29 protein-coding genes, 5 tRNA genes and 2 pseudogenes are annotated in these 25,673 nt (G+C 50.0%); 12 read left to right on the top strand and 24 right to left on the bottom strand.

Going from position 1 to position 25,673, the window contains the following annotated elements:
* Positions 1–76: 76 nt before the first annotated feature.
* Both NST99_RS06315 and NST99_RS06310 read right to left on the bottom strand, forming a co-directional pair.
* Positions 77–1,342: a CpaF family protein gene (locus tag NST99_RS06315; RefSeq protein WP_341090430.1), complete on the bottom strand. Its 1,266-nt coding sequence runs from the start codon at positions 1,340–1,342 to the stop codon at positions 77–79.
* Complete coding sequence (locus NST99_RS06310) at positions 1,335–2,507, bottom strand: hypothetical protein (RefSeq protein WP_341090428.1); 1,173 nt, start codon at positions 2,505–2,507, stop codon at positions 1,335–1,337. Before NST99_RS06310 ends, NST99_RS06315 begins: the two co-directional genes overlap by 8 nt.
* A gap of 314 nt (positions 2,508–2,821) precedes the next feature.
* Here NST99_RS06310 and NST99_RS06305 point away from each other — a divergent pair, with 314 nt between their 5' ends.
* The gene (locus NST99_RS06305; protein ID WP_341090427.1) at positions 2,822–4,009 is read left to right on the top strand and encodes a copper amine oxidase N-terminal domain-containing protein; all 1,188 of its coding nucleotides are present in this window, start codon (positions 2,822–2,824) and stop codon (positions 4,007–4,009) included.
* Between the two features lie 108 nt (positions 4,010–4,117).
* Here the strand turns inward: NST99_RS06305 and NST99_RS06300 are convergent, their stop codons facing one another.
* The 3 genes and pseudogenes from NST99_RS06300 to NST99_RS06290 form a co-directional block, all read right to left on the bottom strand.
* The gene (locus NST99_RS06300; RefSeq protein ID WP_341090424.1) at positions 4,118–4,537 is read right to left on the bottom strand and encodes a thiol-disulfide oxidoreductase DCC family protein; all 420 of its coding nucleotides are present in this window, start codon (positions 4,535–4,537) and stop codon (positions 4,118–4,120) included.
* A gap of 86 nt (positions 4,538–4,623) precedes the next feature.
* The gene (locus NST99_RS06295) at positions 4,624–4,902 is read right to left on the bottom strand and encodes a hypothetical protein (RefSeq protein WP_341090421.1); all 279 of its coding nucleotides are present in this window, start codon (positions 4,900–4,902) and stop codon (positions 4,624–4,626) included.
* Between the two features lie 192 nt (positions 4,903–5,094).
* Positions 5,095–5,247, bottom strand: a pseudogene (locus NST99_RS06290) (Ohr subfamily peroxiredoxin); the annotation flags it as partial.
* A 134-nt stretch (positions 5,248–5,381) separates the two neighbouring features.
* Between NST99_RS06290 and NST99_RS06285 the strand changes: the two are divergent.
* From NST99_RS06285 to NST99_RS06275, 3 genes are all read left to right on the top strand, one after another.
* Positions 5,382–5,861 carry a glutathione peroxidase gene (locus NST99_RS06285; protein ID WP_038587026.1) on the top strand — a complete coding sequence of 160 codons (480 nt, stop codon included), beginning with the start codon at positions 5,382–5,384 and terminating at the stop codon, positions 5,859–5,861.
* A 190-nt stretch (positions 5,862–6,051) separates the two neighbouring features.
* Positions 6,052–7,329 (top strand): helix-turn-helix domain-containing protein, encoded by a 1,278-nt coding sequence (locus tag NST99_RS06280; protein ID WP_341090420.1) that lies wholly within the window; start codon positions 6,052–6,054, stop codon positions 7,327–7,329.
* Between the two features lie 71 nt (positions 7,330–7,400).
* Positions 7,401–8,048, top strand: a complete 648-nt coding sequence (locus NST99_RS06275; protein WP_341090419.1) for a GyrI-like domain-containing protein — start codon at positions 7,401–7,403, stop codon at positions 8,046–8,048.
* 20 nt (positions 8,049–8,068) lie between these two features.
* Here NST99_RS06275 and NST99_RS06270 read toward each other — a convergent pair.
* The 3 genes and pseudogenes from NST99_RS06270 to NST99_RS06260 form a co-directional block, all read right to left on the bottom strand.
* A pseudogene (locus NST99_RS06270) lies at positions 8,069–8,901 on the bottom strand (polysaccharide deacetylase family protein).
* A gap of 181 nt (positions 8,902–9,082) precedes the next feature.
* Positions 9,083–9,165: transfer RNA gene (locus NST99_RS06265), tRNA-Leu, on the bottom strand.
* 83 nt (positions 9,166–9,248) lie between these two features.
* Complete coding sequence (locus NST99_RS06260; RefSeq protein ID WP_341090417.1) at positions 9,249–9,614, bottom strand: helix-turn-helix domain-containing protein; 366 nt, start codon at positions 9,612–9,614, stop codon at positions 9,249–9,251.
* A gap of 143 nt (positions 9,615–9,757) precedes the next feature.
* On the opposite strand from NST99_RS06260, the gene NST99_RS06255 reads away from it, so the two are divergent.
* On the top strand, positions 9,758–9,955 hold the full coding sequence (locus NST99_RS06255; protein WP_038587016.1) for a transcriptional regulator: 198 nt from the start codon (positions 9,758–9,760) through the stop codon (positions 9,953–9,955).
* Between the two features lie 36 nt (positions 9,956–9,991).
* Positions 9,992–10,627 (top strand): PAS domain-containing protein, encoded by a 636-nt coding sequence (locus NST99_RS06250; protein WP_341090416.1) that lies wholly within the window; start codon positions 9,992–9,994, stop codon positions 10,625–10,627.
* Positions 10,628–10,692: 65 nt separating this feature from the next.
* Here NST99_RS06250 and NST99_RS06245 read toward each other — a convergent pair.
* The 10 genes from NST99_RS06245 to NST99_RS06200 form a co-directional block, all read right to left on the bottom strand.
* Positions 10,693–10,775 (bottom strand) — tRNA-Leu (locus NST99_RS06245).
* A 5-nt stretch (positions 10,776–10,780) separates the two neighbouring features.
* A tRNA-Glu gene (locus tag NST99_RS06240) sits at positions 10,781–10,852 on the bottom strand.
* Between the two features lie 209 nt (positions 10,853–11,061).
* Positions 11,062–12,261: an ABC transporter substrate-binding protein gene (locus NST99_RS06235; protein WP_341090414.1), complete on the bottom strand. Its 1,200-nt coding sequence runs from the start codon at positions 12,259–12,261 to the stop codon at positions 11,062–11,064.
* A 74-nt stretch (positions 12,262–12,335) separates the two neighbouring features.
* Positions 12,336–13,037, bottom strand: coding sequence for an ABC transporter ATP-binding protein (locus NST99_RS06230; protein ID WP_341090411.1), 702 nt, complete (start codon positions 13,035–13,037; stop codon positions 12,336–12,338).
* 5 nt (positions 13,038–13,042) lie between these two features.
* On the bottom strand, positions 13,043–13,825 hold the full coding sequence (locus tag NST99_RS06225) for an ABC transporter ATP-binding protein (RefSeq protein WP_341090409.1): 783 nt from the start codon (positions 13,823–13,825) through the stop codon (positions 13,043–13,045).
* Positions 13,794–14,756: a branched-chain amino acid ABC transporter permease gene (locus tag NST99_RS06220; RefSeq protein ID WP_341090406.1), complete on the bottom strand. Its 963-nt coding sequence runs from the start codon at positions 14,754–14,756 to the stop codon at positions 13,794–13,796. Before NST99_RS06220 ends, NST99_RS06225 begins: the two co-directional genes overlap by 32 nt.
* Positions 14,757–14,774: 18 nt before the next feature.
* A complete protein-coding gene (locus NST99_RS06215; RefSeq protein WP_341097576.1) occupies positions 14,775–15,680 on the bottom strand; it encodes a branched-chain amino acid ABC transporter permease in 906 nt (301 codons plus the stop codon).
* A 452-nt stretch (positions 15,681–16,132) separates the two neighbouring features.
* A tRNA-Ser gene (locus NST99_RS06210) sits at positions 16,133–16,221 on the bottom strand.
* Positions 16,222–16,228: 7 nt separating this feature from the next.
* Positions 16,229–16,304: transfer RNA gene (locus tag NST99_RS06205), tRNA-Asn, on the bottom strand.
* Positions 16,305–16,432: 128 nt separating this feature from the next.
* A complete protein-coding gene (locus NST99_RS06200; protein WP_341090403.1) occupies positions 16,433–17,197 on the bottom strand; it encodes an MBL fold metallo-hydrolase in 765 nt (254 codons plus the stop codon).
* A gap of 126 nt (positions 17,198–17,323) precedes the next feature.
* On the opposite strand from NST99_RS06200, the gene NST99_RS06195 reads away from it, so the two are divergent.
* Both NST99_RS06195 and NST99_RS06190 read left to right on the top strand, forming a co-directional pair.
* On the top strand, positions 17,324–17,752 hold the full coding sequence (locus NST99_RS06195; protein ID WP_341090402.1) for an Lrp/AsnC family transcriptional regulator: 429 nt from the start codon (positions 17,324–17,326) through the stop codon (positions 17,750–17,752).
* Positions 17,753–18,181: 429 nt separating this feature from the next.
* Positions 18,182–18,820 carry a pentapeptide repeat-containing protein gene (locus NST99_RS06190; RefSeq protein WP_341090400.1) on the top strand — a complete coding sequence of 213 codons (639 nt, stop codon included), beginning with the start codon at positions 18,182–18,184 and terminating at the stop codon, positions 18,818–18,820.
* On the opposite strand, the gene NST99_RS06185 is transcribed toward NST99_RS06190, so the two are convergent.
* Positions 18,813–19,298: a SprT family protein gene (locus tag NST99_RS06185; RefSeq protein WP_341097575.1), complete on the bottom strand. Its 486-nt coding sequence runs from the start codon at positions 19,296–19,298 to the stop codon at positions 18,813–18,815. The two genes, NST99_RS06190 and NST99_RS06185, sit on opposite strands and share 8 nt — an antisense overlap.
* 119 nt (positions 19,299–19,417) lie before the next feature.
* Here NST99_RS06185 and NST99_RS06180 point away from each other — a divergent pair, with 119 nt between their 5' ends.
* Together NST99_RS06180 and cmpA are read left to right on the top strand one after the other, a co-directional pair.
* Positions 19,418–19,777: a hypothetical protein gene (locus NST99_RS06180; RefSeq protein ID WP_038586996.1), complete on the top strand. Its 360-nt coding sequence runs from the start codon at positions 19,418–19,420 to the stop codon at positions 19,775–19,777.
* Between the two features lie 77 nt (positions 19,778–19,854).
* Positions 19,855–19,992 carry a cortex morphogenetic protein CmpA gene (cmpA, locus tag NST99_RS06175; protein WP_144024341.1) on the top strand — a complete coding sequence of 46 codons (138 nt, stop codon included), beginning with the start codon at positions 19,855–19,857 and terminating at the stop codon, positions 19,990–19,992.
* Between the two features lie 206 nt (positions 19,993–20,198).
* On the opposite strand, the gene NST99_RS06170 is transcribed toward cmpA, so the two are convergent.
* Positions 20,199–20,348, bottom strand: a complete 150-nt coding sequence (locus NST99_RS06170) for a hypothetical protein (protein WP_341097833.1) — start codon at positions 20,346–20,348, stop codon at positions 20,199–20,201.
* Between the two features lie 7 nt (positions 20,349–20,355).
* A complete protein-coding gene (locus NST99_RS06165; protein ID WP_341090397.1) occupies positions 20,356–20,847 on the bottom strand; it encodes a DinB family protein in 492 nt (163 codons plus the stop codon).
* A 166-nt stretch (positions 20,848–21,013) separates the two neighbouring features.
* On the opposite strand from NST99_RS06165, the gene NST99_RS06160 reads away from it, so the two are divergent.
* Positions 21,014–21,595 (top strand): CGNR zinc finger domain-containing protein, encoded by a 582-nt coding sequence (locus tag NST99_RS06160; protein ID WP_341090396.1) that lies wholly within the window; start codon positions 21,014–21,016, stop codon positions 21,593–21,595.
* 674 nt (positions 21,596–22,269) lie between these two features.
* Here the strand turns inward: NST99_RS06160 and NST99_RS06155 are convergent.
* A complete protein-coding gene (locus NST99_RS06155; RefSeq protein ID WP_038598778.1) occupies positions 22,270–22,443 on the bottom strand; it encodes a hypothetical protein in 174 nt (57 codons plus the stop codon).
* A 141-nt stretch (positions 22,444–22,584) separates the two neighbouring features.
* On the opposite strand from NST99_RS06155, the gene NST99_RS06150 reads away from it, so the two are divergent.
* Complete coding sequence (locus NST99_RS06150) at positions 22,585–22,863, top strand: hypothetical protein (RefSeq protein WP_341090394.1); 279 nt, start codon at positions 22,585–22,587, stop codon at positions 22,861–22,863.
* Between the two features lie 178 nt (positions 22,864–23,041).
* On the opposite strand, the gene NST99_RS06145 is transcribed toward NST99_RS06150, so the two are convergent.
* Complete coding sequence (locus NST99_RS06145) at positions 23,042–23,296, bottom strand: hypothetical protein (protein WP_341090392.1); 255 nt, start codon at positions 23,294–23,296, stop codon at positions 23,042–23,044.
* Positions 23,297–23,522: 226 nt separating this feature from the next.
* On the bottom strand, positions 23,523–25,628 hold the full coding sequence (locus NST99_RS06140) for a molybdopterin-containing oxidoreductase family protein (RefSeq protein WP_341090390.1): 2,106 nt from the start codon (positions 25,626–25,628) through the stop codon (positions 23,523–23,525).
* Between the last annotated feature and the right edge of the window lie 45 nt (positions 25,629–25,673).

Genomic DNA, 25,673 nt, shown 5'->3' with positions numbered 1-25,673 from the left:
GCAGACGTCCCGCCCTTCTCTGCGGAGGGCCCCCTCCGCTTGCCCGGCGAAGAGACCGGCTTCTTCCCCAAATGAATCAGAAGACCACCTCCTTCTCAGTTCCCCTACTGTAATGCGATAACGGATAACTCTGTACTCCGGCCATTTTCAGCTTGCTGGAATGCAGCAGAGGATTCCCGCAAGGAACAAGGCCTCCCTCCACTGTCCCCTCACTTTCTCCCGTTTCTTGAAACACATATAACGGATTCAGCGCCACCTCCCCATCCCGCAGCCCGATGACCTCAGAGATTTCCATCACCCGCCGCGAGCGGTCCCGCAGCCTGGAGAGATGGACAAAGATATCAATCGCAGAGCCGATTTGCTGGCGGACCACTGATACCGGCAAATCAGCTGCACTGAGCACCATCGTCTCCAGACGGCTGACCATATCCTGTGCGCTGTTGGAATGTCCAGTTGAGAGCGAACCAGAGTGGCCCGTGTTCATCGCCTGCAGCATATCCAGACACTCGGCCCCCCGCACCTCGCCGACCACGATACGGTTCGGGCGCATCCGCAGGGAGGAGCGGATCAGGTCGCGGATCGTGATCTCCCCGCGGCCTTCTGTATTGGCGTTGCGGGTCTCCAGCGAGACCAGATTCGGCACGGTGATAATCTGCAGCTCGGCGGAGTCCTCAATCGTGATCACCCGCTCCTGCGGCGGAATAAATTGAGACAAAGCATTCAGAAAGGTGGTCTTGCCGGAGCCTGTTCCACCGCTTATAAAGATGTTGTATCCGGCAGCGACCAGAATCTGCAGCAGCTCCGCCGCTTCTCCGCTCAGCGCCCCACGGTGCACCAGCTCGCTCATCGACATCGGCGTTTCCGGAAATTTGCGGATCGTCATTGCCGGCCCTTTCAGGGCCACCGGCGGCAGTACGATATTGACGCGGGAACCATCCTTCAGCCGCGCATCCACAATCGGGGTGGAATCGTTGACCACCCGATTCACACCGGAAACCACGGTCTGGATAATATCCTCCAGTCTGCTCCTGGACTCAAAAGCCAGCGGCAGGCGGCGGATCTGCCCTTCCTCTTCAATAAATATCTCCTCATGACTATTGATCATAATCTCGGTGATATTCGGGTTGTCCACCAGCGGCTGCAGCACATCCAGCCCCCGGAAGGAATCGAACAGCTTTTTGACCAGTTCATGCTTTTCCTGGGCAGTTAAATAACGCAGGCTGTCCATCTCCAGAATGATTCGTTCAATATAGCTGTTAAGCTCACGGTTTCCGACAGCCGAAGTGACATCAAGCCCTGCGCGTATGTCGCTGCGCAGCTTCCTGAACATGGCTTCATTCATGTAAGCTCCCGGTGAATACCCGCGGTAGCGCCGGCTCAATGATACCGGTGCAGAGCTGCTGCACCCCAGCCGTAAACTGCGGAGAATTCAAGCAGAGCTCCACATGATGCTGAAGTGCCCAGGAAGGGATAAAAGGAAGCGCACCATCTATTCTGATTTCTTCCCGCCCTGACCAGCCCGCGGCTGAATCCCCGGCAAAATTCATCACAAACCTGCTCTTGCCCGGCACCTCCGGCGGCAGACCGGAATGCGGATCTCCGCAATGCTCCAGCCACCTGAGCGTCTTATACATACTTGCCTCATCGCTCTTCAGCGCCCATAGCAGAATGCCGCACCGCTGCAGCACTGCCTGGGCCCGCTCTTCCTCAATGCTGCCTGTATCTACAATCACGACATCATAGCCAGCATCGCCGGCCAGCAGCTCCAATAAATCCAACGTATCCTGCCGGGTCATCTGCAGCATTTCCTTGAAATTACCGATCGGCTTGAAGGCGTCACAGCGGAGATTGTCATGCCTTACGGCGTATCTCCCAAGTTCAGGCTTGCCTGCATTTCCCTTGCTTCCCTCGCTGCCGTTTGCCTTAAGCTCGTACAACAGAAGTTCCAGCCCGGAAGCGTTCCCCTGGGGCATCCGCAGGAACAACCCGCTGCTGTCCACACTTTCCAGGTTTAGATAGAAAACAGATAGTCCGATCAGTCCAAGCTGCTTGGCCATATTGAGCGCAATCGTTGTTTTGCCGCTGCTGCCGCTGGCTGAAACTATCCCGAGCAGCAGCGTCTCCTCCTTGGCAGCCGAAGCTGTCCTCATGCGTTTCACATCGCCTAACCGGAGGATGGACTCCAGAAGCGAGGGCAGCGACTGATATTTCTCAATCACCATGCCCCCGGCCAGACTCCCTGCATTGCTGCCGGAATACTTCCCGGCCTCGCTTAGAACACCCCAAGGAACTGTATTTCTGCCTTCCACCAGCCAGGCCTCAACGAAAATGGGATCGCCTACAACGGCGTCCGGCAGTTCTTCTCCCTTCATGAATTCCATAAAGGTATCCAGCCGGCTGAAAGCTGTGATCCGCAGCATCTCCCCATACTCACTGTGATGCAGGTAATGCAGCAACGGCTCAATGTATTGACTCTCACGAACTGCCAGTACGATCCTCGCCGCCATGAAATCACTCTCCTTCCTGTAATGCTTACCTTTCAAAAAAGACAACAAAAAAGACAGCAAAAAAAGCACCGCCAATAACCGTGGTATACGGTCATTGAACGGTGCTTCCGTTACTATCCTTTAATTTACAGCTATAGTAGCATATATGCAGTAGAGCGGCAATATCTTTTTTTACGAATACCTCTTCTATACTCTAAATCCTGAGCCCGCACCATATCCTGAGTTGGATATTTACCGGATCATTCCTCTCCCCTATACTATTAGCCAGTCAGCTTTCAGCACGGCCAGATTACAACTAAAGGAGATCATTCAACATGAAATTAGTGCCCAGTTTACTCACAGCCCTCGTCTTATCCGGATCGATCAGCTTGTCAGCAGCCGCAGCAACCAAACCTATCACTGTACTCGTTGACCAGCAGAAGCTTAATTTGACCACTGCCGCCCCGATTCAGGATGGCAATTCCGTGCTCATCCCTATGCGGCCCATTTTTGAAAAGCTCGGCATGAAGCTGGTCTGGGATGTCAAGAGTAACACGATCACAGCCACCAAGGAAGGGCTCAGCATCAAGCTGCAGACCGGAAGCAAAAAAGCAACTATAAACGGAACCGTCAAACAGCTGGCCTCCGCACCCAAAACAATTGACAAAGTCACTTATGTTCCCCTGCGCTTTGTAAGCGAAGCCACCGGAAACAGTGTGGAGTGGAAAGCAGCTTCCAGAACTGTTGCAATTACAAGCAAGGAGAACACCGCTGATATCAAGGGAATCTCCGCATTATTTGATAAATATGTGACGTATTCCAATACGGATAATTATGACGGGTTCATGAGCCTTATTGATCCGGAATCCCCACTGGCAGCGATCGGTCCAGGAATCAAAGAGCAGTACGAGATCTTTGATACCAAGACTACCGTCCTCCAGATGGAAATTATTGATTCCAAAGAGAATGAAGCAACCGTACACACGATTGAACACTCCGAGAAGGTAAGCGGTCCCTTCATGCTGGATAGCCAAGCGGAGTATGTATACTCCCTCACCAGAAAAGCTGGCGGTTCTGCTTGGCAAATCAGCGGTATCCAAATCGCTGCGCTACAGTACATTCTTCCGGCAGATGTGCTGGAGGCTAAGATCACCGTACCCAAAACAGATGAAGATCAAATTAAAGCTGTGGTTCAGACCAATGTGGATTACTCCAACAAAGAGGATCTGGATGGGGTATTATCCACCATTGACGAAACTTCCCCTGCATACGGGCAAAGCAAAGAACTTTATACGCAAATGTTTAAAGCCTATGATTTAGCCATTACGCTTGACTCTTCTAAAATTATTGATTATACCGGGGATACTGCTGCGGTATATACTGTGCAGACGTCCAAGAAAGTAAAAGGTCCGGAGTTTCAGGACAGCCGGGCCGTATCGGTCAATATACTGAAAAAATCAGCAGACGGCAAATGGAAGCTTACGCAAACCTATATCCTCACGACGACAGCCCTTAATAAATAACTCATCTCCCCCCCCCAAACCGAATAGGGGTTTAAGCCAGCCCAAAAAGCAGTAAGGTGACATAGCCACCTGCTGCTTTTTTTGGGTTGTGCACATCGGCTGTGCACCTTACAGAAATCTCTTGCGGATTTCCGGTGTGGGAAGCAGACATTGCTCGTCACGCCCAAACCAGCGGTACCGGTTCCTCGCCACAAGCCTGTACAGGGCATCTCTCAGAGGCCGCGGCACAAGTATGAAGATATATGCGGCAGGCCACGGAAAACGCAAGCCACGGGCGATCCGCAGCACTGCAGCCGACTCTGTATAGCAGGTCCCGTTCTCCACCAGCACGACCGTATTCAGCTGGTCTGATCCAAGCCCGCCTGCACTCAGCATTCCGCTTGCTGTCTCACTCTGCAAGGGGGCGAACATAAATCTGGCCCTGGGATCGCGCGGAATAATAAACCGCACCAGCCCCTGACAAAGATGGCATACACCGTCGATCAGCACAATAGACTTACCGCCTGCCTTGTTTTGCTCTTCCTCCATCTTGCCGCACCCCCTCTTCATAGTATCTCCCCGGAAATAAACAAAAACGCGGGATAGCTCCCGCGCCTCATCATCCGTCCATTTAATTATTCAGCAATAGCCTTGCCGATCCACTCGTCGCCGAGCATTTGCCCTTCGAAATCAGCAGTGAAGGATTCCATACATTTGCAGATGAAATCTTTGCGGCAAACCGGACAGGGTGTCTTAAGCAGGCGGCTGATGTTCGTCATTTTCCATTCCGGAAACCGATGATAGAACGCGCGGCACTCCGTTCCGTCAGCAAGCTTGATAATGAACTCGTACAATCCTTCCTTATCATTGCTGCTGGCTTTGGTCACATTCGTAATATGCGGTCTGTAAGACATCTTCATCACCCATTATTTATATTTTTGGTACTTAGTAGCACACGTGCATAACAGATACTTAGACATATTAAAGAATTTTAGGGGTGATGTCAACCAAAGCCGCCCTTTAGACCGCTATTCCCGGCTGTTTCCTGCCTCACCGTCTCTATTTAGCCATTATTTCCAGGAATTCTTCTAAATACCGGCTCCCCGTTACAACACATACAGTTCAACTTCGATGTTGCCCCGCGTAGCTTTGGAAGACGGACAGAACGCATGAGCCTTCTCTGCCAAATCCTCCGCCTGCGCACAGTCGATGCCGGGCAGCTTCACATCCATTCTTACAGCCAGTCTGAAACCGCCGTTGCATACCCTACATTTAAACAACAGAGATATTTTGAAACGAATATACAATGTTGTCACAATTCTGACGGGTTGCTTCTTACGATAAATAGTGTAAAATTAAATTGTGATAAATCAAAGTTCGGGAGGCGTTATTCATGAGTATTTATGATTTCGAAGCCAACACGCTGCGCGGGGAAGAAGAATCCCTGTCCAAGTACAAAGGTAAGGTGCTGCTTGTCGTGAACACAGCCAGCAAATGCGGATTCACCCCGCAATATAAGGGTCTCCAGGAAGTGTACGATAAATTCAAGGACCGTGGTTTTGAGGTGCTTGGTTTTCCGAGCAACCAGTTTGCCGGACAGGAGCCGGGTGAAAGCGAAGACATCGCCGAATTCTGCGAAATCAATTACGGAGTAACCTTCCCGATGTACGAGAAGGTTGACGTGAAGGGCGACGAAGCGCATCCGTTATTCAAATACCTGTCCAAGGAAGCGCCGGGCGTCCTGGGCTCAAAGAGCGTCAAGTGGAATTTCACCAAATTCCTGGTCGATCAGGAAGGCCGTGTCCTGAAGCGGTTCGCACCACAAACTACTCCGGACCAGATCGAAGCCGATATTGCCAAACTGCTGGACTAATCCTCCCCTATAATATGAAAAGATACTCTTCGCAAAAGCCCGCGGCTCCAGTGAAGAGTATCTTTGTGTTCGCTATACCACAATATTATGCTAATTGTCATTTCCATCCTCCCTAATTATGGTATACAGAGAATATAGCACTCGATGTTTGAAACGCATCACCTTTTATTCCCCTGAAAGCAGGTTGGCTATGAAGCAGGATGTTTTGAAGCGGGTTTTCGATTATATCGAGGATCATCTGAATGAAGAGATCAGCCTCGACAACCTCGCCCGGAGGGGATATGTTTCTTTGATGCAGCTGTACCGGGAATTCTACTGCGTATCCGGCCATTCCATTAAAGACTATATCCGCAAAAGAAGAATCAGCAACGCATGCGCCCAGATCAAGAACTCCGGGTTATCCATTACCGAAATTGCGCTGGGCAACGGCTTTGACTCCCTGCCTTCCTTCTCCAAGGTCTTTAAAAAAATCGTCGGTCTTACGCCAATGGAATACAAACGGAGCAGCATGTTCTATACCTTCCTCCCCGGGCAGTTCCCCCTCCACTTGGCGGAGACAGCCATTAAGATCCAGTCCGGGCAACCGCTGCATGGCCTGACCGCCGTTTACCTCGCCGCAGGAGACACAGACATCGAACAGCAAGCCATCAACGCACTGAAACAAGCGGTCTTCACAGCCAAGCGTACGGGCATGAATTTTAGACTCTTCGGATTAACCCCTGTGCAGGTTGGGCGGTCCAGACAATCGTACAACATATTCATAGATACCCAGAATCACGAGTACTGGATTTCCGCCCTGGGGGAGACCGGTTATCACTCCATAGAGCCAGCTACGTTATGCGGCGGTGAGTTTGCCGTCTTATCCGTACCTTTTACCGGAAGCATCAACCAGGCCTGGGACTACCTTTACAGCCATTGGCTGGCCAAAAGCGTGTTCACCCTGGCAGGTGATCATTGCCGTGAGGAATTCATCATTCAAAAGACAGGGACCATCAAAGAGCTTCGTCTATCCCTGCCCATTATCCGCAAGCAAAGCAGCTACATCATTGAAGTAACCCCATTTGAGCAGCAGCACTATATCGTCGCCCATGCCGAAGGCAGTCATGCGGAAGAAGAAGCTTCGGCCAAGCTTTTATCGCAGATCAATCAACGTGGATTCCTTCCATCGTCGTTTTATGTGGAGATTACCAGCAATGGATATTTGTGCGGTGTCGAGCAGACAGAAACGGGCGAATTACCTGCCGAAGACGGTCTGAGTGTTGTTAACTTAGAAGCAGGGCTTTATGCGGTATTAACCGCAGACAGTTTCGGGGATTTCACAGGACTTGCGGATATTATGACCCGCTGGCTGGAGGAAAACTGCTGCTATAGGCGGGCCGGCAGCCCTTTTGCCCTCTATACCGTAAATGAAACCTATGAAGAGGTCTCCATGAAGGTGTGTATTGCTATTGGCAACATTCTGTTATAAACGGACAATCCATCGCTTCAGATCCCCTTTATAATGAAGAGGAAGAACAAATGAGCTAGGAGGAATTATGCATGACAGACCCGTTACGCCAGAGCAGCTATGATCGAACAACCGAGGGATACGCCCCTAAATTCAAACCGCGGGTAATCGAACTGATCCGCCAGCAGCTGGAAAAAGAAGCCCCTCAGCGCACCGACTCCATTGGCGGAGAAAAGCCTTATGTGCTAGATTTACCGGAGCTTCAAGTCATTGGCTGGCAGAACCTCAATCAAGCAGGCGAACCTTATGCCGATATTTGGGGACATGTCTTCGGGGAATTCGATATCGACAGCAAATTTGATTCCATTCCGTCAAAAGTCCAGAGCAGCGGCTGTTACCTGGGCATCTTCGAAGGCCGCGATTCGGTTCCCAAGCTGTGGGAGCAATCCGCCTGGGATACCGGCTATTTTTTAGGCGTTGAGGTAGGAGATCCCGGTACAGCTCCCGAAGGACTTGTGCATAAGGATTACCCCGCATCCAAATATGCCATTTTTATCGCCAAGGGTGTGCCGGCTGCTGCGTTTCAGAGCACATGGGATTATATCCATCAGGAATGGCTGCCATCAGGTGAATTCAAATTCAACGAAGCCGGTGTTTTCTTCATCAACTATACAGAGAAGTCAGGGCCTGACGACGAAAGATTCGAGGCCCATCTGTGCGTACCTGTGGTGGAAAAATAGCGGCGATCCGCGTTTGCATCCTACGAACGGCAACCAATGTAGTCCGGGTTTCCCGTCGTGTCACCTCCACTGGCCTGACGTTGTCTATCGCGTATATCTTTCCATGAAATAAGCTGAATCTTTTCGGTTTGCAGTAATCTGTGAATATCCTCATCCATAAATAACAGGTACTCGATCTCCCTTTTCTTCCAGTGTGGAGTAATTGCCCGCATTTCATAAGTATTCAGCGCAGGATGGATGACAACTTCGGTTATCCCTCCTCCCACACCTTTTATAGCTTCCATCATTTTAGCCTTAGCAATGTCATAGTCCTCCCCCTGCTCCAAGTGATAGGGAAGATTAATCAAGTCATCAATTAACAAGATCCCTCTTTTCCGTGCCGATTCAATCCTCTCCGTCATTAATTCCCTCATCGCTAAATCCAGAAATGATTGATTTACTATATTAACAGGCAGCTTAAAAGGCAACCGGTACTCCTGGCACAGATCAAATACAATCTCCAGAAAATCCCGGCCTCTGCCCTCATGACTGTCCAAGTGTGTCGGTTCAATCCCCAGCGTTAGAGCCATCTCGATCTGACTTCGGATTTCAGTTCGGATGGCTTCAGCAGTAGCCCGCTCTTCCACATGAGCTGCATGTTCCCAAAAATATCCTTTTGCAGTAATTAACGACTGTATCCTGGAACTCCTGGTAACTGGGCCCCACTTATAGGCCGGGAGACTCGAAGTAAGCGTAAGATGAATTCCCACATTAACATTGTGATGATTTTTGGCATACTCAGCGCCTCTTTCGCCCAGGGCCCCGGCATCATAATCATGCTGGAATTAATTGCATCGGCTTGGTACAGGTTCATAATAGCCTCATTCATGGAATGGCACATTCCGAAATCGTCGGCGGTAACGATCAGGAACCGCTCATTGGAGTTGTGAATTTTATTCGGCACTCTTTTTCCCTCCATTGGGTCAGTCTATAAAACAAAACAAAAAAAACCTGAAATCCCTTGAGTAACAAGGAATTTCAGGTTTCTTCATGTATGCGGTAGAGAGGACTCGAACCTCCACGGGTATACACCCACTACCCCCTCAAGATAGCGTGTCTGCCATTCCACCACTACCGCGCGGTGAGTATAACGTTAAATCAATGTTTGAGGCCAACATTCAATATTATAAATCCATTTCAGCAAAATGTAAAGACACCACTTTAAGAATTTTCTTCGTTTTCTTTAAGCCTGCGGTATCGGGCAAACTCGATATATTCCTTAATAAATTCTTGCTCATTCTGCGGCAATTCCTCACTTTGGCAATTCAATTGCCGTATTTGGCCAGAAAAATAATCCTCCCCGCCTTCGCGAAGAATCTCCGTTGTAGTTTTGCCCAGAATCAGCCAATCCAGACTCACATGAAAAAAAGCACCGATCTCGATCAGCTTATGTGTTCCGGGCGTCGACTTGCCCCGCTTCCAATCCCCCATGTTGCCGGTACTGATATTCAGCTGTTCGCAGAAGGCCTTTTTTGTCAGTCCTTTTTGTTTGATCAAATATTCTATCCGTTCGTATATCGACGCCATCAGCAATCCGCCTTCCGCACTATTTAAATATACTTATTTACGTATTTTTTATTGTAAAATGACGTAAAAAAGTATATAATTAACTATTATTATTCCCATTCATTATATCACACGACTGGATAGTCGATAAGAGGTGAAGTGTTTTGAACAGTAAACGTCCTGTTACTCCTTTTGGCTGGGCAATCAAACAGCGGCTGACGGAAATGCACATGGATCAGAAGAAATTCTGCGAGCTGTACGGAATTCCGCCTTATCGCCTATCCAATCTGATTCACGGCACCCGCAGGGCCGAGCGCTACAGGCGCCAAGTCGCAGAGCTGCTTAACCTGCCTCCATCCTAGCTTTCCATCCTGCAAACTATCAAGGAGAGATAACCTTTGCCATTCAGCATATCCACTTCCCTCATCCGTTCCCTTAATGCTCTGCCGCATAATGCACTGGTTATCGACAGCCAGGGGATCATCCTGTTCACCAACGACTCCTGGAAGGAATACAACAACCACTATGGACTCTCCCCGCATGCCGATTGGACCGGCGCTGATGGTCTGGAGTTGTTCGAACAATCGATGTCGGTCCCTTCCCAGATCACTGCACTTAAGGAGGCGCTGCATCACATCCTTCGCGGCGAGTCTTTAATATCCAGTTCCGAGTTTATTCTACAGACTGCGGCCAAAGGCAGCAGAAGATTCCGTGTAGATGCCTTTCCGCTGATCCATGAGAATCCGGCAGCAAACCAGGCTATCATTCTCTCTCTGCAGGATGTTGGCCCTGTTGTCACAAGTCAGCCTGTTCAGCCTGTCCGAACGATCCAGCCGTTGCGTTTGCACCAGAAGAACGCCCAACCTCTTGTTCCTATCTGCGCCTCCTGCAAATCTATCCGCAACAGCAGCGAGGAGTGGGTGACCATTGAACGTTTCCTGCTGCAGCAGCTGTCTTTGCAATTCACCCATGATATTTGTCCGGATTGCATCCGTGAGCTGTACCCGAAATACGCCGCAGCTCTGAAGTGGTGATTCTTCCTGTGAATGCAAAGAAAAAAGCCCTTGAATATCAAGGACTTTCTCTCCTAAACATCGTATGCGGTAGAGAGGACTCGAACCTCCACGGGTATACACCCACTACCCCCTCAAGATAGCGTGTCTGCCATTCCACCACTACCGCATATATGACCCGTATGGGATTCGAACCCATGTTACCTCCGTGAAAGGGAGGTGTCTTAACCCCTTGACCAACGGGCCATGCTTGATAAGTTGTCTTTGTCACAACAAAAATGAGTATATCAAACCCAGGCTAATTTGACAAGAACTTTTCTCAAAAAAATAACGGACATTCACAGCTGCAGCAATCAGCCGTTCATCCCCGCTAAATCTCCGCCTTCCCGCAAAGACCCTCCAACTTTTCTGTATCGCCACACTCCTTGCACATTCAGTACCTGCGCCTGAACCTCTTACGGTTTTACCTTTGTTTCGAAAGTTTGTGTGCCGGCAACGAATTTCAGAACGACAGCTGCTTTAACAGGGTCATGTGTTTCGTTGAGCGTGATTTTACCGGTAGCCAGCTGCAGATCTTTGGTCGCTGCCAAAGCATCTTTAATCTTGGCAGGATCGGCCTCACCTGCACGGGTAATGGCGTCAGCAACCAGCTTCAGGGAATCATAACCAAGAGCGGCCATCCCGTCCGGTACTGCGCCCCCATTGGCAGCTTTGTAGGCATCAACGAAGGATGTAACTTCAGTAGCGGTATCTTCCGCTGAGTAATGGTTGGACATATAAGTGTTGTCCAGAGCCTCTTTGCCGGCGATTTCAGCGAGTTGCGGAGAATCCCAGCCGTCGCCGCCGAGGAAGGGAACTGAAATGCCCATCTCGCGGGCTTGCTTTACGATTTTGCCGACTTCTTCATAGTAGCCCGGCAGATAGATTACATCCGGGTTTTGCTCTTTGATCCGTGTCAGCACGGCTTTGAAGTCGGAGTCTTTTTGCTGATAGGATTCCTGGCTCAGTACCTCTCCGCCCTTTTCCTTGAAGGTTTCTTCAAAGAACTTTTGCAGACCTTTGGAATAGTCACTCGACGTGTCTGTGTAAATTACAGCTGTTTTAGCTTTTAGCGAATCTACGGCAAAGTTAGCCATAACTTCTCCTTGGAAAGGATCGATAAAGGCCGTGCGAAACACCCATTCGTTTACTTTGCCACTGCGCTCATCCACCGTCACTTTAGGGTTGGTGGCACCTACAGATACCAGAGGTATTTTCTTCTCCGTAGCCACCGGGACGATCCCCAGCGTGTTGGTCGAGGTCGAAGCACCGATGATGGTAACAACCTTATCATTGGTAATCAGTTTTTGCGCCGCTTGCGTGGCTTCCTCGGATTTCGAGGCGTTATCGGCTACGATTAATTCCAGTTTCTTGCCGAGTATGCCGCCTGCGTCATTGATCTGCTGTACCGCCAGCTTCGCGCCTTTGGATACGGAATCGCCGAAAGAGGCCTGGCCGCCCGTGAGCTCAAGGTTCGCGCCGATTTTGATAGTGTCCCCGCCAGAGTTGCCGCCGCTTGCAGAGTTTCCGCTGTTCTCTGTGTTGTCGTTGCCGCAGCCCGATGCCAATACTGCAATCAGTACTGTTGACAAAATAATGGCCCCAATCTTCTTCATAGTTTCTCCCAGCCTCCCGGATAATAGAATTGTATATATGTTGTTTCTATGATGCCCTTAGTGAGGCTAACCTCTTAGTGCCCGAGATAGGCCATTTTGATTTCTTCGGAATCTGCCAATTCCTTGGCATCCCCTTCAAGAACAACCCTGCCCGTTTCCAGCACGTAGGCGCGGTGGGCGATTTTGAGCGCCTGATGCGCATTTTGCTCCACCAGCAGCACAGTAGTTCCGGCTTCGTTCACATCTTTAATAATCTTGAAAATATCCTGTACCAGCAGCGGCGCAAGCCCCATGGACGGCTCATCCAGCAGCAGCAGCTGGGGATGCCCCATAATGGCCCGCCCCATGGCAAGCATCTGCTGTTCGCCACCGGACAAAGTACCTGCCTGCTGCTTCTTGCGTTCCCGAAGCCTCGGAAAGATGTCGTACACCTTCTCGAAATCAGCCGCCAGACCTCCGGGTTCCTGCAGGTAAGCGCCAAGCTCAAGGTTCTCTTCAACGGACATATTGGCGAACACGCGGCGTCCTTCAGGACAATGGATCAGGCCCTGTCTGACGATCGCCTGAACACTCTGGCTGGTTATTGATTTATCCAGAAATTCAATGCTGCCTGTTTTGGGTTTAAGCAGACCTGACAGAGTCTTCAGGAGCGTCGACTTGCCTGCACCATTGGCTCCGATCAGTGTTACAATTTCCCCTTGCCCGACATGGATGCTAAGATCCTTCAAAGCGTGAATGGCTCCATAATAAACATTGATCCCCTGTACTTTAAGCATTGCCATTACGCCTCCTGTCCCAAATACGCTTCGATAACCTTGGGATTATTCCGAATCTCCGCCGGAGTTCCGTCAGCAATCAGTATCCCGCGATCCAAGACATAAATCCGGTTGCAGACGCCCATAACAAGCGACATGTCATGCTCGATCAGCAGAATGGTGAGGTCAAATTCCTCGCGGATCCAGGCAATCAGATTCATTAAGTCCCGCGTCTCATTCGGGTTCATACCCGCTGCCGGTTCATCCAGCAGCAGCAGCTTCGGCCCGGCCGCCAGCGCCCGGGCAATTTCCAGACGCCGCTGGTTACCATAGCTGAGATTGCTGGCAACCTCTTCATTCTGGTCCGCGAGATTGAATATTTTGAGAATATCCATCGCCTTCCGTGTAATTTCGTCCTCTCCCTTGAAATGCTTCGGCAGCCGCAGCATGGAGGTGAACAAGGAATGTCTGGCATGCTGGTGAAAGGCGATTTTGACATTCTCCAATACTGTCATGGCCGTAAACAGCCGGATATTCTGGAAGGTGCGCGCAGCGCCCTTATGGTTGATCTTGTAGGGCTTCATCCCGCCAATGGATTCATGGTTAAGAAGAATGCTGCCTGTAGAGGGCGGGTATACGCCGGTTAACAGGTTGAAAAGCGTCGTTTTGCCGGCACCATTCGGCCCAATCAGACCGATCAGTTCACCTTTGTTAATGTGAAGCGAAACTTCGCTGAGCGCCTTAAGCCCTCCAAAGGAACGGCTGGCCTCTTTAACGTCAAGAAGCACTGCTGCCTGTGATGCTGTCATCTGCCTTCACCTCCTTTTTGCCAAGCTTGCCGAATGAAAATTTCGTTGTACCCAGCAGCCCGCTTGGACGGAATATCATCATCAGGATCAGGACGATCGAATAAATAATCATCCGCCATTCCGGGAATTCACGCAGATAGGTGTAGAGCAAGGTAACGAAGACAGCACCCACAATGGAGCCGGCTGTACTGCCGAGTCCTCCGAGAACAACCATAACGATAATCTCGAACGATTTCAGAAAGTTAAAGCTGCCCGGAGTAATCACGTAGAACGTATGCGCAGACAATCCGCCCGCTATACCGGCGAACAATGCACCGATTGTAAAGGCAATAATCTTATAACGCGTCGTGTTAATCCCCATCGCCTCTGCGGCGATTTCATTCTCGCGGATGGCAAGGCAGGCCCGGCCATGTGTGGATCTTATAAAGTTATTGATCATAACCACTGTAATTAAGGTAAAGAGAAATAGCAGGGTCCAGGTCGTTTTGGCAGGGATGCCGCTGAGCCCGGAGGCACCGCCGACGAATTCCGTGTTCAGCATGATGATCCGGATAATCTCGCCGAACCCCAGTGTGGCGATGGCCAGATAGTCACCATTCAGCCGGAGGGTAGGCATTCCGATCAGGACCCCAAACACGGCAGCGAGCAAACCGCCGGCAATAATCGCCGGAACGAATGGAACGTTATAATCCAGTGTCAGAATCGCCGAAGTGTACGCACCTACAGACATAAAACCTGCATGACCGATGGAGAATTGTCCGGTAATCCCGGTAATGAGGTTAAGCGATACCGCCAGCATGATGTTGACACCGATCAAGAGAAGCATCGACCTTGTAACATCACTGAATATTCCCGTTGTTAGAAGAACTTGAACGACTCCATAAAACGCCAGGGCAACAATAATGCCCATCCAGAATTTTTTGCTTGTCATCTTCACGCCGGTTCCCTCCTACACTTTCTCCCGGACATTCTTGCCGAACAGCCCGGATGGTTTAAAGATAAGGATCAGGATCAGTACTGCAAAAGCTACTCCATCACGCCAGGAGGAAAATCCGAGCGAAGAAATCTCCGTCTCTACCGTTCCCAGCAGCAATCCGCCAACAAGCGCCCCGGGAATACTTCCTATGCCTCCAAGCACTGCGGCTACAAATGCTTTAAGCCCCGGCATAACGCCCATTAGCGGATCGACAGAGTTGTAAGTCATGCCGAAAATCACTCCGGCAGCAGCGGCCAGCGCCGAACCGATAGCAAAGGTTGCCGAGATGGTGCGGTCTACGTTGATCCCCATCAAACGGGCCGCCTCCACATCGAACGATACCGCCCGCATCGCTTTACCGGTTTTGGTGTAACGTACGATATATTGCAAGAGAATCATAAGAATTATGGTTGTTAGAAGAATCATGACTTGATTGGATTCCACTTGAATGGATGTGCCGAACAACTGGTACTGTTTCTTATCCATTATGTCCGGGAAGCCTTTGGCCTGAGGCCCAAGAATAAGCACTCCGGTGTATTCCAGCAGGAACGATACGCCAATGGCCGTAATAAGTGCGGCTATCCGGGTCGATTTACGCAGCGGCTTGTAGGCGAAGCGTTCAATCGTGATGCCCAGCAGTGCGCTGATGGTCATCGAAATCATAAGTGACAAGATCAACACAAGCACAGGAGGGAGCCCTGCGTTCGCCAAGTATTTTGCGCTGTACAGTCCGATAAACGAACCGACCATAAACACATCCCCATGCGCAAAATTGATCAGCTTAATAATTCCGTACACCATGGTGTAACCAAGGGCGATTAGAGCGTAAATACTGCCTACGGAAATCCCGTTAATTAACTGCTGGATGAAGTACTCCATCGCCATCCCCTTCTCTCCATAATAATCAAAATTCTCCTTTCTACGCCTTACATTCTGTTCAATCCCTCAAGATGTCATTTATATTAACATACAGTTATTTCTCCGTCACTAATATATGAGTGGTTTTAATATAATTTTCGAAATTAAACGTTAGATTTATTGACGTAACGAGTGAGTTATACGAAGTGTTTCATGCATTATTCGCAAAAAACGATGAAAAACGGAGTAAAGCAGAGGATTTTAAAGGTCGTTTGTTTTTATATATATTTCCTTTTCTGTTACAATTCTTTGTTTTTCCGTAAAAAATATAACATTTGTCTCTTTACAGCTTCAATCCTTCAATTTATTAAAGAGGTAACGGGTTGCAACAGTAGTCCAGCTGAAAAAGTATGAGATACAGCACCAAAAAAAGAGCCCCGCTCGGGAGCTCTTACTGTCTGAAAGTATCAATACGGAGAGAGAGGGATTCGAACCCTCGCACCGCTTACGCAGTCTAACCCCTTAGCAGAGGGTCCCCTTATAGCCACTTGGGTATCTCTCCAAGTAAATGGCTCCCCGAACAGGACTCGAACCTGTGACAACTCGATTAACAGTCGAGTGCTCTACCAACTGAGCTATCAGGGAACATTACATGAACAAGGATTAATTTATCATGATTTCGTGATCTAGTCAAGCGGACAAAAGCCACTCTGAGATCGTTTACAATCAGCTCATGTATCTGACGGGCCCAACACTATACACGAAGCTTAGATTTAGGCATCAACCTGAATCCATTCTCCATCCAGCGGAAGGTCAACACGGTCCAGCAGCCCCTCCTGCTGCAAGCGTGCTTTAAGCAAGTCACGTGTAACCAGGCAATGATTAATGGCATCCATATGGACGGCGATGACGGATGTTTCAGGGGCATAATGGCATAAATCAACGACATCCTGATCATTCATTGTAATATGGCCTCCCGTTATGAACTGCGCGCCTCCGGCATTGACAATGACCGCTTCCGGACTATACTCGTCCAAGGCTTGTTTGACCTCCGCGCACCAGATGGTGTCTCCGGCCAGATACAGTACAGGCTCACCTTCAGCCTGAAAGACAAAACCGGATACCTTGCCCATCCACTCTCCGATCTCTCCTGTTCCATGCCGGCCTGCGGTTCGTGTCAGGGTCACCCCACGGAACGTTAATGCAGTGTTGTCTTCTACCACGGTGATATTGCCGAACCCTTGGGCAGCGATAGTCTCCTGATCCCCATCCTGGCATAACAGCGGGATCTCATGCGGCAAAAGTGACACCGCCGCCGCATCCCAGTGATCCTGATGCAGATGTGTAACCAGCACAGCATCCGGTGCAAGCCACTGCTGAACCGGCCCCGGCAAAGGAACGAGCGGATTTCTGCGGTCATTCTCCGTATTCACAATCGGCGGATTGGCTCCCTGTTCGCTGAGCATCGGGTCGATCAGGAAGGTAACACCGCCGTATTCCAGCCATAAGGCCGCATTGCGGATCAATTGAATTTTCATTCTAAACACCTCTTCTTTCCAGCTGTCTTCTGCTACAATTAATTATAAATGGACCTGCGTGCGGAGTACATTGTGCCGTGAAAGAGATTGGCCTGTTCTATTTTCATCTGGAAAGGAATTTAACTTATGACCCCCTACCTCATCGACGATACGGATTACCGCATCCTTCAATATCTTATAGAAGACTCTACGCTCAGCCACAAGGACATCGGAGAATATGTTCATATGACGGGGCAGGCGGTAGGCGCACGAATCCGCAGAATGCGGGAACTGGAGATTATCGAAGGTTATACCGTCCGCTGGAATCCGCTCAAAATCGGACAAAGCATCCACGCCTTTATCACCGTGTTCTTAAGCTCCAGCGCCGCCCATCCACCCTTTCAAAAGTTCGCCCAAAACCACAGCAGCGTAGTGGAACTGCACCGGGTCAGCGGGGAAGGCTGCTACTGGATGCGCGTGCGCACCGGGGATCAGGCGGAGCTGAATGGTTTTCTCGACGAACTGCTGGAGTATGGCAATTATCGGATTAATCTGGGCATGAAACAGCTCAAATAAACCGCAGTCATCACCAGATGGACAGCAGAATAGGTGAATAGCAAAAACAGCTGATCGGCAATAACGCCAAACAGCTGTTTTTTGCTGCATATTTTTCGAGAAATACCAGCCGCCCTCCGCTGAACATCAATTGAGTGACTCTGTGAAAGGTCTCTACCTCAATCTGCTGTATTCTATACAATAGATTTGCCTCTCGCCGTCTAATCGGCGTTCTGCTGTATTCTGTGCAATAGAATTTGGCCAGTGCCCCTGATTTTTTGCAATAGAAAGGCTTTGGGTTCCCGTTATAACTAGGCTGTTATCCCTGTTCTGAGCTAGCCTCCAGCAGACTACCGGAACATTGACAAAACACCTGCCGCGCAGGATAGTTAACTCATCCACCCGCTGCTTCGGCGACGGAACCACTCATTATCATTATTGGAGGCCAGCATGAATCATAAAATTGATCCGCCCAAAATCGCCGACCCGCTCTCTCTGCCAGTGCAGCAAGTGTTCTCCCTGGAGTCCAAGGAGGAGTTCAGCCTCTGCGCCATCAGCGATACCTTCATTGAATACCAGGAAGCGTCCAAGGTATCCTTCGATAAAGTGCTGTTCAAAAATGTCACGATTACCGAGTCCACACTCCGTGCTGTCGAGCTGACGGATGTGATCTTTGAAAACTGCGATCTGTCCAACGTCGATTTTAGCGAAGCCTTCATTCACCGGACTGAGTTCAAGCTGTGTAAAATGATCGGAACTGACTTTACAAGAGCAAGATTCCAGAATGTCCGTGTGACGGACTGCATAGGGGACTTCGCCAGCTTCCGGTTCGGAAACTTCAAACAAACGGCCTTCGAGAACAGTTCACTCAACAGCGCCGACTTCTATCAATCCAGCTTTAATAAAATGTCCTTCTCAGTCTGCAAAATCGATCAGGCGGTAATGGCAGGCTCCAAATTAAGAGATATCGACTTAAGCGACTGCGAATTCAGCGGCCTGAATGTGGATATTGAAGACCTGCCGGGCTGTATTATTTCCGCAGATCAGGCGGCTTCTTTTGCCGGGCTGCTGGGCCTCGTCATTAAGTAGACTGGCCATTACCTGCTTCTAGTGCTACCAGCTTCAGCTTGCCGGCACATTTGCCGCAGCGGTAGCGCTTCGGGTCAGCCTTGCGCTTGCGCGGATATTCCATGGCACAATCGGTGCACACGAGCTTATAACGGTAAGGCTGCGGCTTACGGGCCTTGGCCCCCGGCAGCGCTCCGCAGTAACGGCTTCCGCCGACCTGGGCCAGCAGGCTTTTGAAATCGGCATCCCGGTGCATATATCCCCGCTTCGCCAGATGCAGATGGTAGTGGCAGAGCTCGTGCTTGATGATCTTCTCCGTCTCTTCGCGCCCATACATCGCCAGCTGTTGCGGGTTAATCTCTATATTATGGCTTTTGGTAAAATATCGTCCGCCTGTTGTCGTAAGTCTGTTGTTAAAGCTTGCTTTGTGCCGGAATGGCACGCCAAAGCTGCCCAGCGACACCTGCTCGATCCACAGCTGCAGCTCTTCGTTACTCATAGTCGTCATAGCGTTTCTCACAGGTCCTCTCCACAGGAAATAAGATCTCTACTTGAATTGTAACTTGCCCATAGGCTAAACTGTCAAGAAGGAAGACAAGTCCGGAGGGAGAATGACGTATGCCGAAAATGCGGTATGTAATTTTGCAGCAGAAACAGGAATTGCAGTTTGTGGAAATGCCGGAGGAATATGCGTACCAGCTGAGCGCGCTTAATCTCCGCCTCAATAAAGAGATCGACAAGCTGACGGCGGACAATGTGCCGAATCTGCCCCTGGCCATCGCGGAATGTGATTCGCTGGATCTGCTGCGCGAGGGGTATACGCTGGAGTCGGGGCTTGCGTACATCAACCGGCTGGAGAGCGCTTTTTCCTCCATTCAGGAGAATAATTATCCGCTGATCTCGCTGCTGACGGAAATCCGTGCGCTGCAGGCACAGTTGGAACAGTGGTACGAAGAGGAAGAAGAAGGTATTCATTAAATTGTAGCCTTCGCCGCACCTTTGGGCACTCCTTCCCATATGCTGTACATAGGAAGCATGCCAGAGGAGGGGTACACTTGCCACAGTGGCTCTGCCATCAGCTCATGAAGGCTTATTTCAAAAAGGACCGCCGTCAGATCAAGCTGCTGAACGAATGCTGGTTTTTTTACCGCAATTCCGCCGAATCCCGTGATTCTGTACCTAGAGAAGTATAGAGTTATATTGCAATTCAGGTGTGTGTGAAGATCAAAAGCCACGATTACCGTCAGGGTAGCCGTGGCTTTTGGTTTGTGAAGATCCTCAGGCGCGTACATTTGCTGCAAACTCGCTGCCTCGTCGTCTATGATTTTAGAACATCGGGAAAACGTACCTCACCAGGAAGAACAGGATTCCGAATATGATAATAATATACGCCGCGTATTTAATAAAGGTGGATGCGACAACGCTGGAATCCGATTTCTTGTGTATAGCGCCCATTAACCCCGGCTTTTCCTGCTTGAAACAAATAGCCGCATCCCCACAAAGCCAGGATATACCCGGTCAGCGGAGATGCGGCTTCATTTTTAGACATTAATTAATCAGTTAAAACTGCGGTGGGAAGGCCAGGAGCCTTGCAGCTTGCGGACCAGCACAATCTGTCCGGTGTGGTAGGAATCATGCAGAATCAGGCTCATCACTTCTTCCCCCGGAGCATGGCCCGAGCCGCCCCAATCGTAGATGCCTTCCTCCAGCGCCTCAATCACTTCCCGCAGTGAAGCATGGATGGTCTTCAGCTTGGCAACCGCCTGTTCCCACGCTTCTTCCCCGCTTGCTGTTACGGTAAACGTGGCGTCGTTGCTCTCTGCATCCGGCAGCTGCGGCAGACCTTTGAGCTTATTCAGCAAACGCTCCTTGTAATAGGTCAAATGGTTGACCGTCTCCCAGATGGAGTTGCCCGCTTCCCCCGGCTTCCAGCTGGCCTGAATGCTGTCCACACCCTGCAGCGCATCACTTAGCGGCGGCGCCCAATCCTCGACATCCATGGCATAATCCCAGTTTTGCAGCAAAACATCGCTAATCTTATTCTGCATGTTTTACCTCCTCAAAGTATTGTGAGCAATGTAACCACTAAAAGCTCCGATAACCGTTACACAAGAAATGTAGCATATTCAAGCGGAGGATTCAAGTAACTAGCAAACACGATTTTTAACTGTTACAATCAAAGGAAAGAGAAGGCTGCGGAAGGATGGATGAACCGTGCTGTGGGAGGATTTCATTAACAGCTATTGGCGGGATTGGCGGACAGGCGACCGCAGCAAGGACCGGGACAGGCTGGAGGATCAGGAATGGCTGGAGAAGTGGCTGGAGCAGCAATCATTGCAGGTAACATCGCCGCCGGAGCCTGATGAACTGGAGCAATTGAAGCAGCTGCGCGGCCTGTTGTGGGGCGAAGTGCAGAAGCTCGTGCAAGGCAATAGCGCAGATCCCAAGCTGCTGGAGCAACTGAATATGTATATGGGCAAAGGGCCAGCGATTAGACAAGTAGTCTGGAAGCCGGACGGCCGGGCCGAGCTCTCTCTTCTGCCGCAACGCAACGACTGGGAACAGGTTATGGCCGAGATTGCCGCTTCTTTTGCTGCTGCCCTGCTGGAGAAGGAAACCTCCCGTTTCCGCATCTGCAACAATCCTGACTGCCTCTGGGTCTACTACGACGATACCCGCAACCGCTCCAAGCGCTACTGCGACGACAAGCTCTGCGGCAATCTGATGAAGGTGCGCCGCTTCCGGGCACGAAAAAAAGCAGAAGACGCCGGGGATGCCGGGGATCATGTTAAATGATAGGAGGATGGTCACCAGATCGAATCCACTTCAATCATACTTAAGCCAGTAATCCCATGATAGAGAATAAAGAAAGTAGCCGCCTGAAAAGGCACACATAAACAAGTTAAATCTAGCCTAAAAAGTTTGCTGAAGTGACCATGCGTATAGGGGGCTACGCGCTATTTGGGCAAACGGTGTTGGAGTATTTGGATTTCGATTTACGCTTCCCGCAAGGGGAGTGACGAGGAGATTTAACCCTTCAGTTTTATAGAAAGAGAGTTTTCCTCCATACTCCCCACACTGGGAGCGACCTGCGATAGAGCCAGCCATCTTCCTCCACGCCAAGATTTCAATCCACGCTCCCGCACGGGGAGCGACAGTTCACCCGAAAACCCTTACTACGTAAGGGTTCAAACAGCTAAAAGTGCGAACCACTCAAAATATAGATACTTCATCACAAGTATATTCTGCAAAATTTACGAATTACCTTCTGTCATCAAGGGTGCGATTCTCCCAGAGATTCCATGTGCGCTTCAGGTTCGCACTTTTCAGACTAGGGAACACCTTTTCAAAAACTTAAAATAACTTATTTTATAAATCAGAGAAGAATTGATTTAAGAAGAGGACCATGCTAAGACAGGAAATGGATTGTACGAGGGTACAAAACGAAGACATACAAAAAAACTGACGCTTCATTCTTCAATTTCTATAATTCCTTTTTCTTTTTCGAACTGTTCTATTTGTTGTTCGATTAGATACTCTATCTGCATAGCAATGGACCGCTTGTTTCGGTCTGCGATATATTTGATTTTACTGAAATTTTCATCCTTTAACCGTAAAGTAAACACTCTTTTATCCGTAGCCATATATTTATTACTCCCTAAAAGTGATGTCATTATTGTATCATTGTGAAATTCGCACTCATACATTCACATTGACACCTAAGTGATGTCACTATATAATTAAATATATACATTCCATTTCATTTTTTTGTCGGAGGAACAATCATGGCTGATATAGAGCACGCTTTTAATCAATTTCTATCCATACGTATGGACTACATCGATAAGTCAATTTTGTCTCAGTCCGATGAATATAAGCACCTAATTGGTGATTGCAACCGGATTTTTTTAGATTTACTAACCAAGTTGCCTGATGATTGTAAAGATACTCTTCAAAATTATGATACAGCCACCACCCTCCTTCAAGGGATTGCAGAAGTATTAATGTACAAACAAGGATTACATGATGGCATTAGTCTTAATCGACTTTCAGCCGATACCTAGTTTTATAGCGTGTTATTTTCTTTTTCAAGATACCACAGTACTTAATATCAATCCTGCATGGGGAAATACACTCCTCCTAATAATTCATATAAAAGCACTCAGTTTTCATCAGTTTTTTGTCTAATCTTTATCTGTGTCCTTACCTTATCCTAACCTTATCCTTATCCGTTTCCTCGTCCTAATGCTCTTCCTTCACTCTGTCCTGCTCCAGCTCCGCCTCAATCTCCTGATCGCTGACATACTCATCGCCGGCTGTAAGGCCAAGCTTCTCCTTGATTTTCTGCATGTCGTCATGAATTTCTTTCGTTCTGACGTGTATGCTCAGCAATAAACCAAACCCTACTGCAAACAATACCAGTATCCCGTATGGGCCCAAAAAAATGGTTAATACCACAGCAGCCAAAATCGCGAGTATCGTTCCAACTATCATCATGTTCAGCTATCCCCTTCAGGTTCATTTCGGCTCTGCCTGTTTTCCACTTCAACCTCCCGTTCAATCATATTTATTCACCCTGAACTTTGTTTATTTATGGGAATTTTAACATTGGTTTCTCAACTCAGCAACGCAGATTTTCCTATACTCAAAAAACATCAGCTATTGCGTCAATAATCAAAACAGCCGCCCTTCACTTGCAAGGGCGGCTCATTTATTTGCAGTATTACGACTCTTGAATTACCGTCTCCGGTTGCTCCTCCATCTTCAGCTTCTCAACCTGAATCGTGGTCGAGAAAAAGGTGGCACCGCGGCCCATGTCGCTGAGCCGGTCCGCTGTCAGAACATTGACCCGCTGCGGGCCGTCCTCCCCTTCCCACCAGAGGCCTTGGCTGATCGCGGTGCCGGGCAGCATTTTGTCGGTCACAACGGCCTTCAGCATGATTTCGCCCCGGCCGTTATAGACCTTCACTCTGTCGCCGTCACAGATGGAGCGGGCTTCGGCATCCAGCGGGTGGATCTGGAGCATCGGTCCTTTCTCCATCCGCTGATGTTTCTCCACATTGGCAAAGGTGCCGTTCAGGAAATTGTGGTTCGGCGGTGAGATGAAGTTCAGCGGGTACGGATCGTCTGCACGGGGACGGCGTACACCGTCATATCCTTCCTTCAGCGGTTCGTAAACAGGCAGGGGCGAGAGGCCCTCCGCCTTAAGTGTGGAAGAATACAGCTCGATTTTGCCTGATGGCGTGGGCAGCTTATCCAGGAAGTTCTCCCGCGCCGTCAGATCCAGCTTCACATGGCGCTCGGCCTGCAGCCGCTCCAGTGTGACACCGTTCAGGTACGGATTAGCCGGATTATCCAGCGCTTCGCGGATCATTTCGTCCTCGCTCTGACTGAAGGCCTCCTCGTCAAACCCCATCGCCCGGCCCAGCAGCGAAAACAGCTCAAAGTTGCTTTTGCACTCTCCCGGTGCCTCAAGAACCGGCTCCTGGAGCTGCATATAGTGATGCCAGTAAGAGGCATACAGATCGGTATTCTCGAACGAAGCTGTTGACGGCAGCACGATATCGGCATACTTCGCGGTGTCGGTCATAAACAGCTCATGCACCACGGTGAACAGATCCTCCCGCTGCATGCCGGCGCGCACCCGGTCCGCTTCCGGCGCCACTACCACAGGGTTGCTGCAGAACACAAACAACGCCTTCACCGGCTGCTCGGTCATCTCCAGCGCCTGGGCCAGCCGGTTCATGTTGATGCTCCGCGCCCGCGGATTAGGCCGTAGCTTCGGCCGTTCCAGTGCCCGGGCATTAAGCGCGTTATAGGCGCCGTTGAACTTCAGCGCACCGCCGCCTTTTTTCAGCCATTGGCCGGTCAGGGCGGGCAGGCAGCTGATGCTGCGCACGTTCATCCCGCCGTTGTCATGATGCTGCAGGCCGTTGCCGATCCGGATGTAAGACACATTGGCTTCGCCATACATCCGTGCAAGCTGCTCCAGGTCATCCACAGGGACGCCGGTAATATCCGAGACGGTCTGCGGAGGATACAGCTCCGCCTGCTGGCGCAGCTCCTCATGCCCCACCGTATAACGGGTCAGGAAATCTTCATCCACCAGCTTGTCGCGGAACAGGATGTGCATAATTCCCAGCGCCAGCGCACTGTCCGTTCCCGGATGGAGCTGGATAAACCAGTCGCCCCACTGGGCTGTGCGGTTGCGGTGAACATCAATAACAATGACCTTCGCCCCACGCTTGCGCGCTTGTTCCGCCAGCACCACCTGGTGCATATTCGTACTAACGATGTTAGCCCCCCAGATAATAATCAGGTCGGCGTTCACCGTATCCTCCGGATTTAAACCGCCCTTGAAGCCCATCGTATGCTTCCAGCCTTCATTTCCGGCAGATGCACATATGGTCAGCTCCAACCGGCTCGCGCCAAGCGCATTAAAGAAACGGCGGTTCATCCCCTCCACACTGAGGAAGCCCATATTGCCGTAAAAGTTATAAGGGAGGATGCTCTCGGAGCCGAACTCTTCGCTCACCGAGCGAAGCTTCCGGCCAATTTCGGCAATGGCCTCATCCCAACTTATCGGCACAAAATCACCTTCCCCTTTAGGGCCAACCCGCTTCAGCGGCTGGGTCAGCCGGTCCGGATGCTGCGTCCATTCGCCTGCATGCCGTACCTTGTTGCAAATCGCCCCTTTGGTCACCGGATGCTCCGGGTTGCCCTCTATCTTGACGAGCTTTCCGTCCTTTTTGTGCAGCAGCAGCCCGCAGGTATCCGGACAATCGAGCGGGCATACTGCGGGAAAGACTCCGTCCTGTATGTTCTTCATGTCAGCTCTCTCCCATCGCTTATAGCAAACGTTAAGTTCATAGCT

The organism is Paenibacillus sp. FSL L8-0470 (genome assembly GCF_038008625.1).
Lineage (GTDB): Bacteria > Bacillota > Bacilli > Paenibacillales > Paenibacillaceae > Paenibacillus_AQ.
Note: the sequence above shows the minus strand (reverse complement) of the source record. Positions and strands in the feature narration are given on the sequence as shown.

Excerpts from the sequence above, each read along its gene's own strand:
- NST99_RS06310 (WP_341090428.1), bottom strand. The coding sequence starts at position 2,507 with ATGGCGGCGAGGATCGTACTGGCAGTTCGTGAGAGTCAATACATTGAG.
- NST99_RS06150 (WP_341090394.1), top strand. The coding sequence starts at position 22,585 with ATGGCTGATATAGAGCACGCTTTTAATCAATTTCTATCCATACGTATG.
- NST99_RS06275 (WP_341090419.1), top strand. The coding sequence starts at position 7,401 with ATGACAGACCCGTTACGCCAGAGCAGCTATGATCGAACAACCGAGGGA.
- NST99_RS06215 (WP_341097576.1), bottom strand. The coding sequence starts at position 15,680 with ATGGAGTACTTCATCCAGCAGTTAATTAACGGGATTTCCGTAGGCAGT.
- NST99_RS06185 (WP_341097575.1), bottom strand. The coding sequence starts at position 19,298 with ATGAGTAACGAAGAGCTGCAGCTGTGGATCGAGCAGGTGTCGCTGGGC.
- NST99_RS06220 (WP_341090406.1), bottom strand. The coding sequence starts at position 14,756 with ATGACAAGCAAAAAATTCTGGATGGGCATTATTGTTGCCCTGGCGTTT.
- NST99_RS06180 (WP_038586996.1), top strand. The coding sequence starts at position 19,418 with ATGCCGAAAATGCGGTATGTAATTTTGCAGCAGAAACAGGAATTGCAG.
- NST99_RS06305 (WP_341090427.1), top strand. The coding sequence starts at position 2,822 with ATGAAATTAGTGCCCAGTTTACTCACAGCCCTCGTCTTATCCGGATCG.
- NST99_RS06315 (WP_341090430.1), bottom strand. The coding sequence starts at position 1,342 with ATGAATGAAGCCATGTTCAGGAAGCTGCGCAGCGACATACGCGCAGGG.
- NST99_RS06155 (WP_038598778.1), bottom strand. The coding sequence starts at position 22,443 with ATGGCTACGGATAAAAGAGTGTTTACTTTACGGTTAAAGGATGAAAAT.
- NST99_RS06225 (WP_341090409.1), bottom strand. The coding sequence starts at position 13,825 with ATGACAGCATCACAGGCAGCAGTGCTTCTTGACGTTAAAGAGGCCAGC.
- NST99_RS06200 (WP_341090403.1), bottom strand. The coding sequence starts at position 17,197 with ATGAAAATTCAATTGATCCGCAATGCGGCCTTATGGCTGGAATACGGC.
- NST99_RS06230 (WP_341090411.1), bottom strand. The coding sequence starts at position 13,037 with ATGCTTAAAGTACAGGGGATCAATGTTTATTATGGAGCCATTCACGCT.
- NST99_RS06295 (WP_341090421.1), bottom strand. The coding sequence starts at position 4,902 with ATGTCTTACAGACCGCATATTACGAATGTGACCAAAGCCAGCAGCAAT.
- NST99_RS06145 (WP_341090392.1), bottom strand. The coding sequence starts at position 23,296 with ATGATGATAGTTGGAACGATACTCGCGATTTTGGCTGCTGTGGTATTA.
- NST99_RS06140 (WP_341090390.1), bottom strand. The coding sequence starts at position 25,628 with ATGAAGAACATACAGGACGGAGTCTTTCCCGCAGTATGCCCGCTCGAT.
- NST99_RS06285 (WP_038587026.1), top strand. The coding sequence starts at position 5,382 with ATGAGTATTTATGATTTCGAAGCCAACACGCTGCGCGGGGAAGAAGAA.
- NST99_RS06190 (WP_341090400.1), top strand. The coding sequence starts at position 18,182 with ATGAATCATAAAATTGATCCGCCCAAAATCGCCGACCCGCTCTCTCTG.
- NST99_RS06170 (WP_341097833.1), bottom strand. The coding sequence starts at position 20,348 with ATGTCTAAAAATGAAGCCGCATCTCCGCTGACCGGGTATATCCTGGCT.
- NST99_RS06260 (WP_341090417.1), bottom strand. The coding sequence starts at position 9,614 with ATGGCGTCGATATACGAACGGATAGAATATTTGATCAAACAAAAAGGA.
- NST99_RS06300 (WP_341090424.1), bottom strand. The coding sequence starts at position 4,537 with ATGGAGGAAGAGCAAAACAAGGCAGGCGGTAAGTCTATTGTGCTGATC.
- NST99_RS06195 (WP_341090402.1), top strand. The coding sequence starts at position 17,324 with ATGACCCCCTACCTCATCGACGATACGGATTACCGCATCCTTCAATAT.
- NST99_RS06165 (WP_341090397.1), bottom strand. The coding sequence starts at position 20,847 with ATGCAGAATAAGATTAGCGATGTTTTGCTGCAAAACTGGGATTATGCC.
- NST99_RS06280 (WP_341090420.1), top strand. The coding sequence starts at position 6,052 with ATGAAGCAGGATGTTTTGAAGCGGGTTTTCGATTATATCGAGGATCAT.
- NST99_RS06235 (WP_341090414.1), bottom strand. The coding sequence starts at position 12,261 with ATGAAGAAGATTGGGGCCATTATTTTGTCAACAGTACTGATTGCAGTA.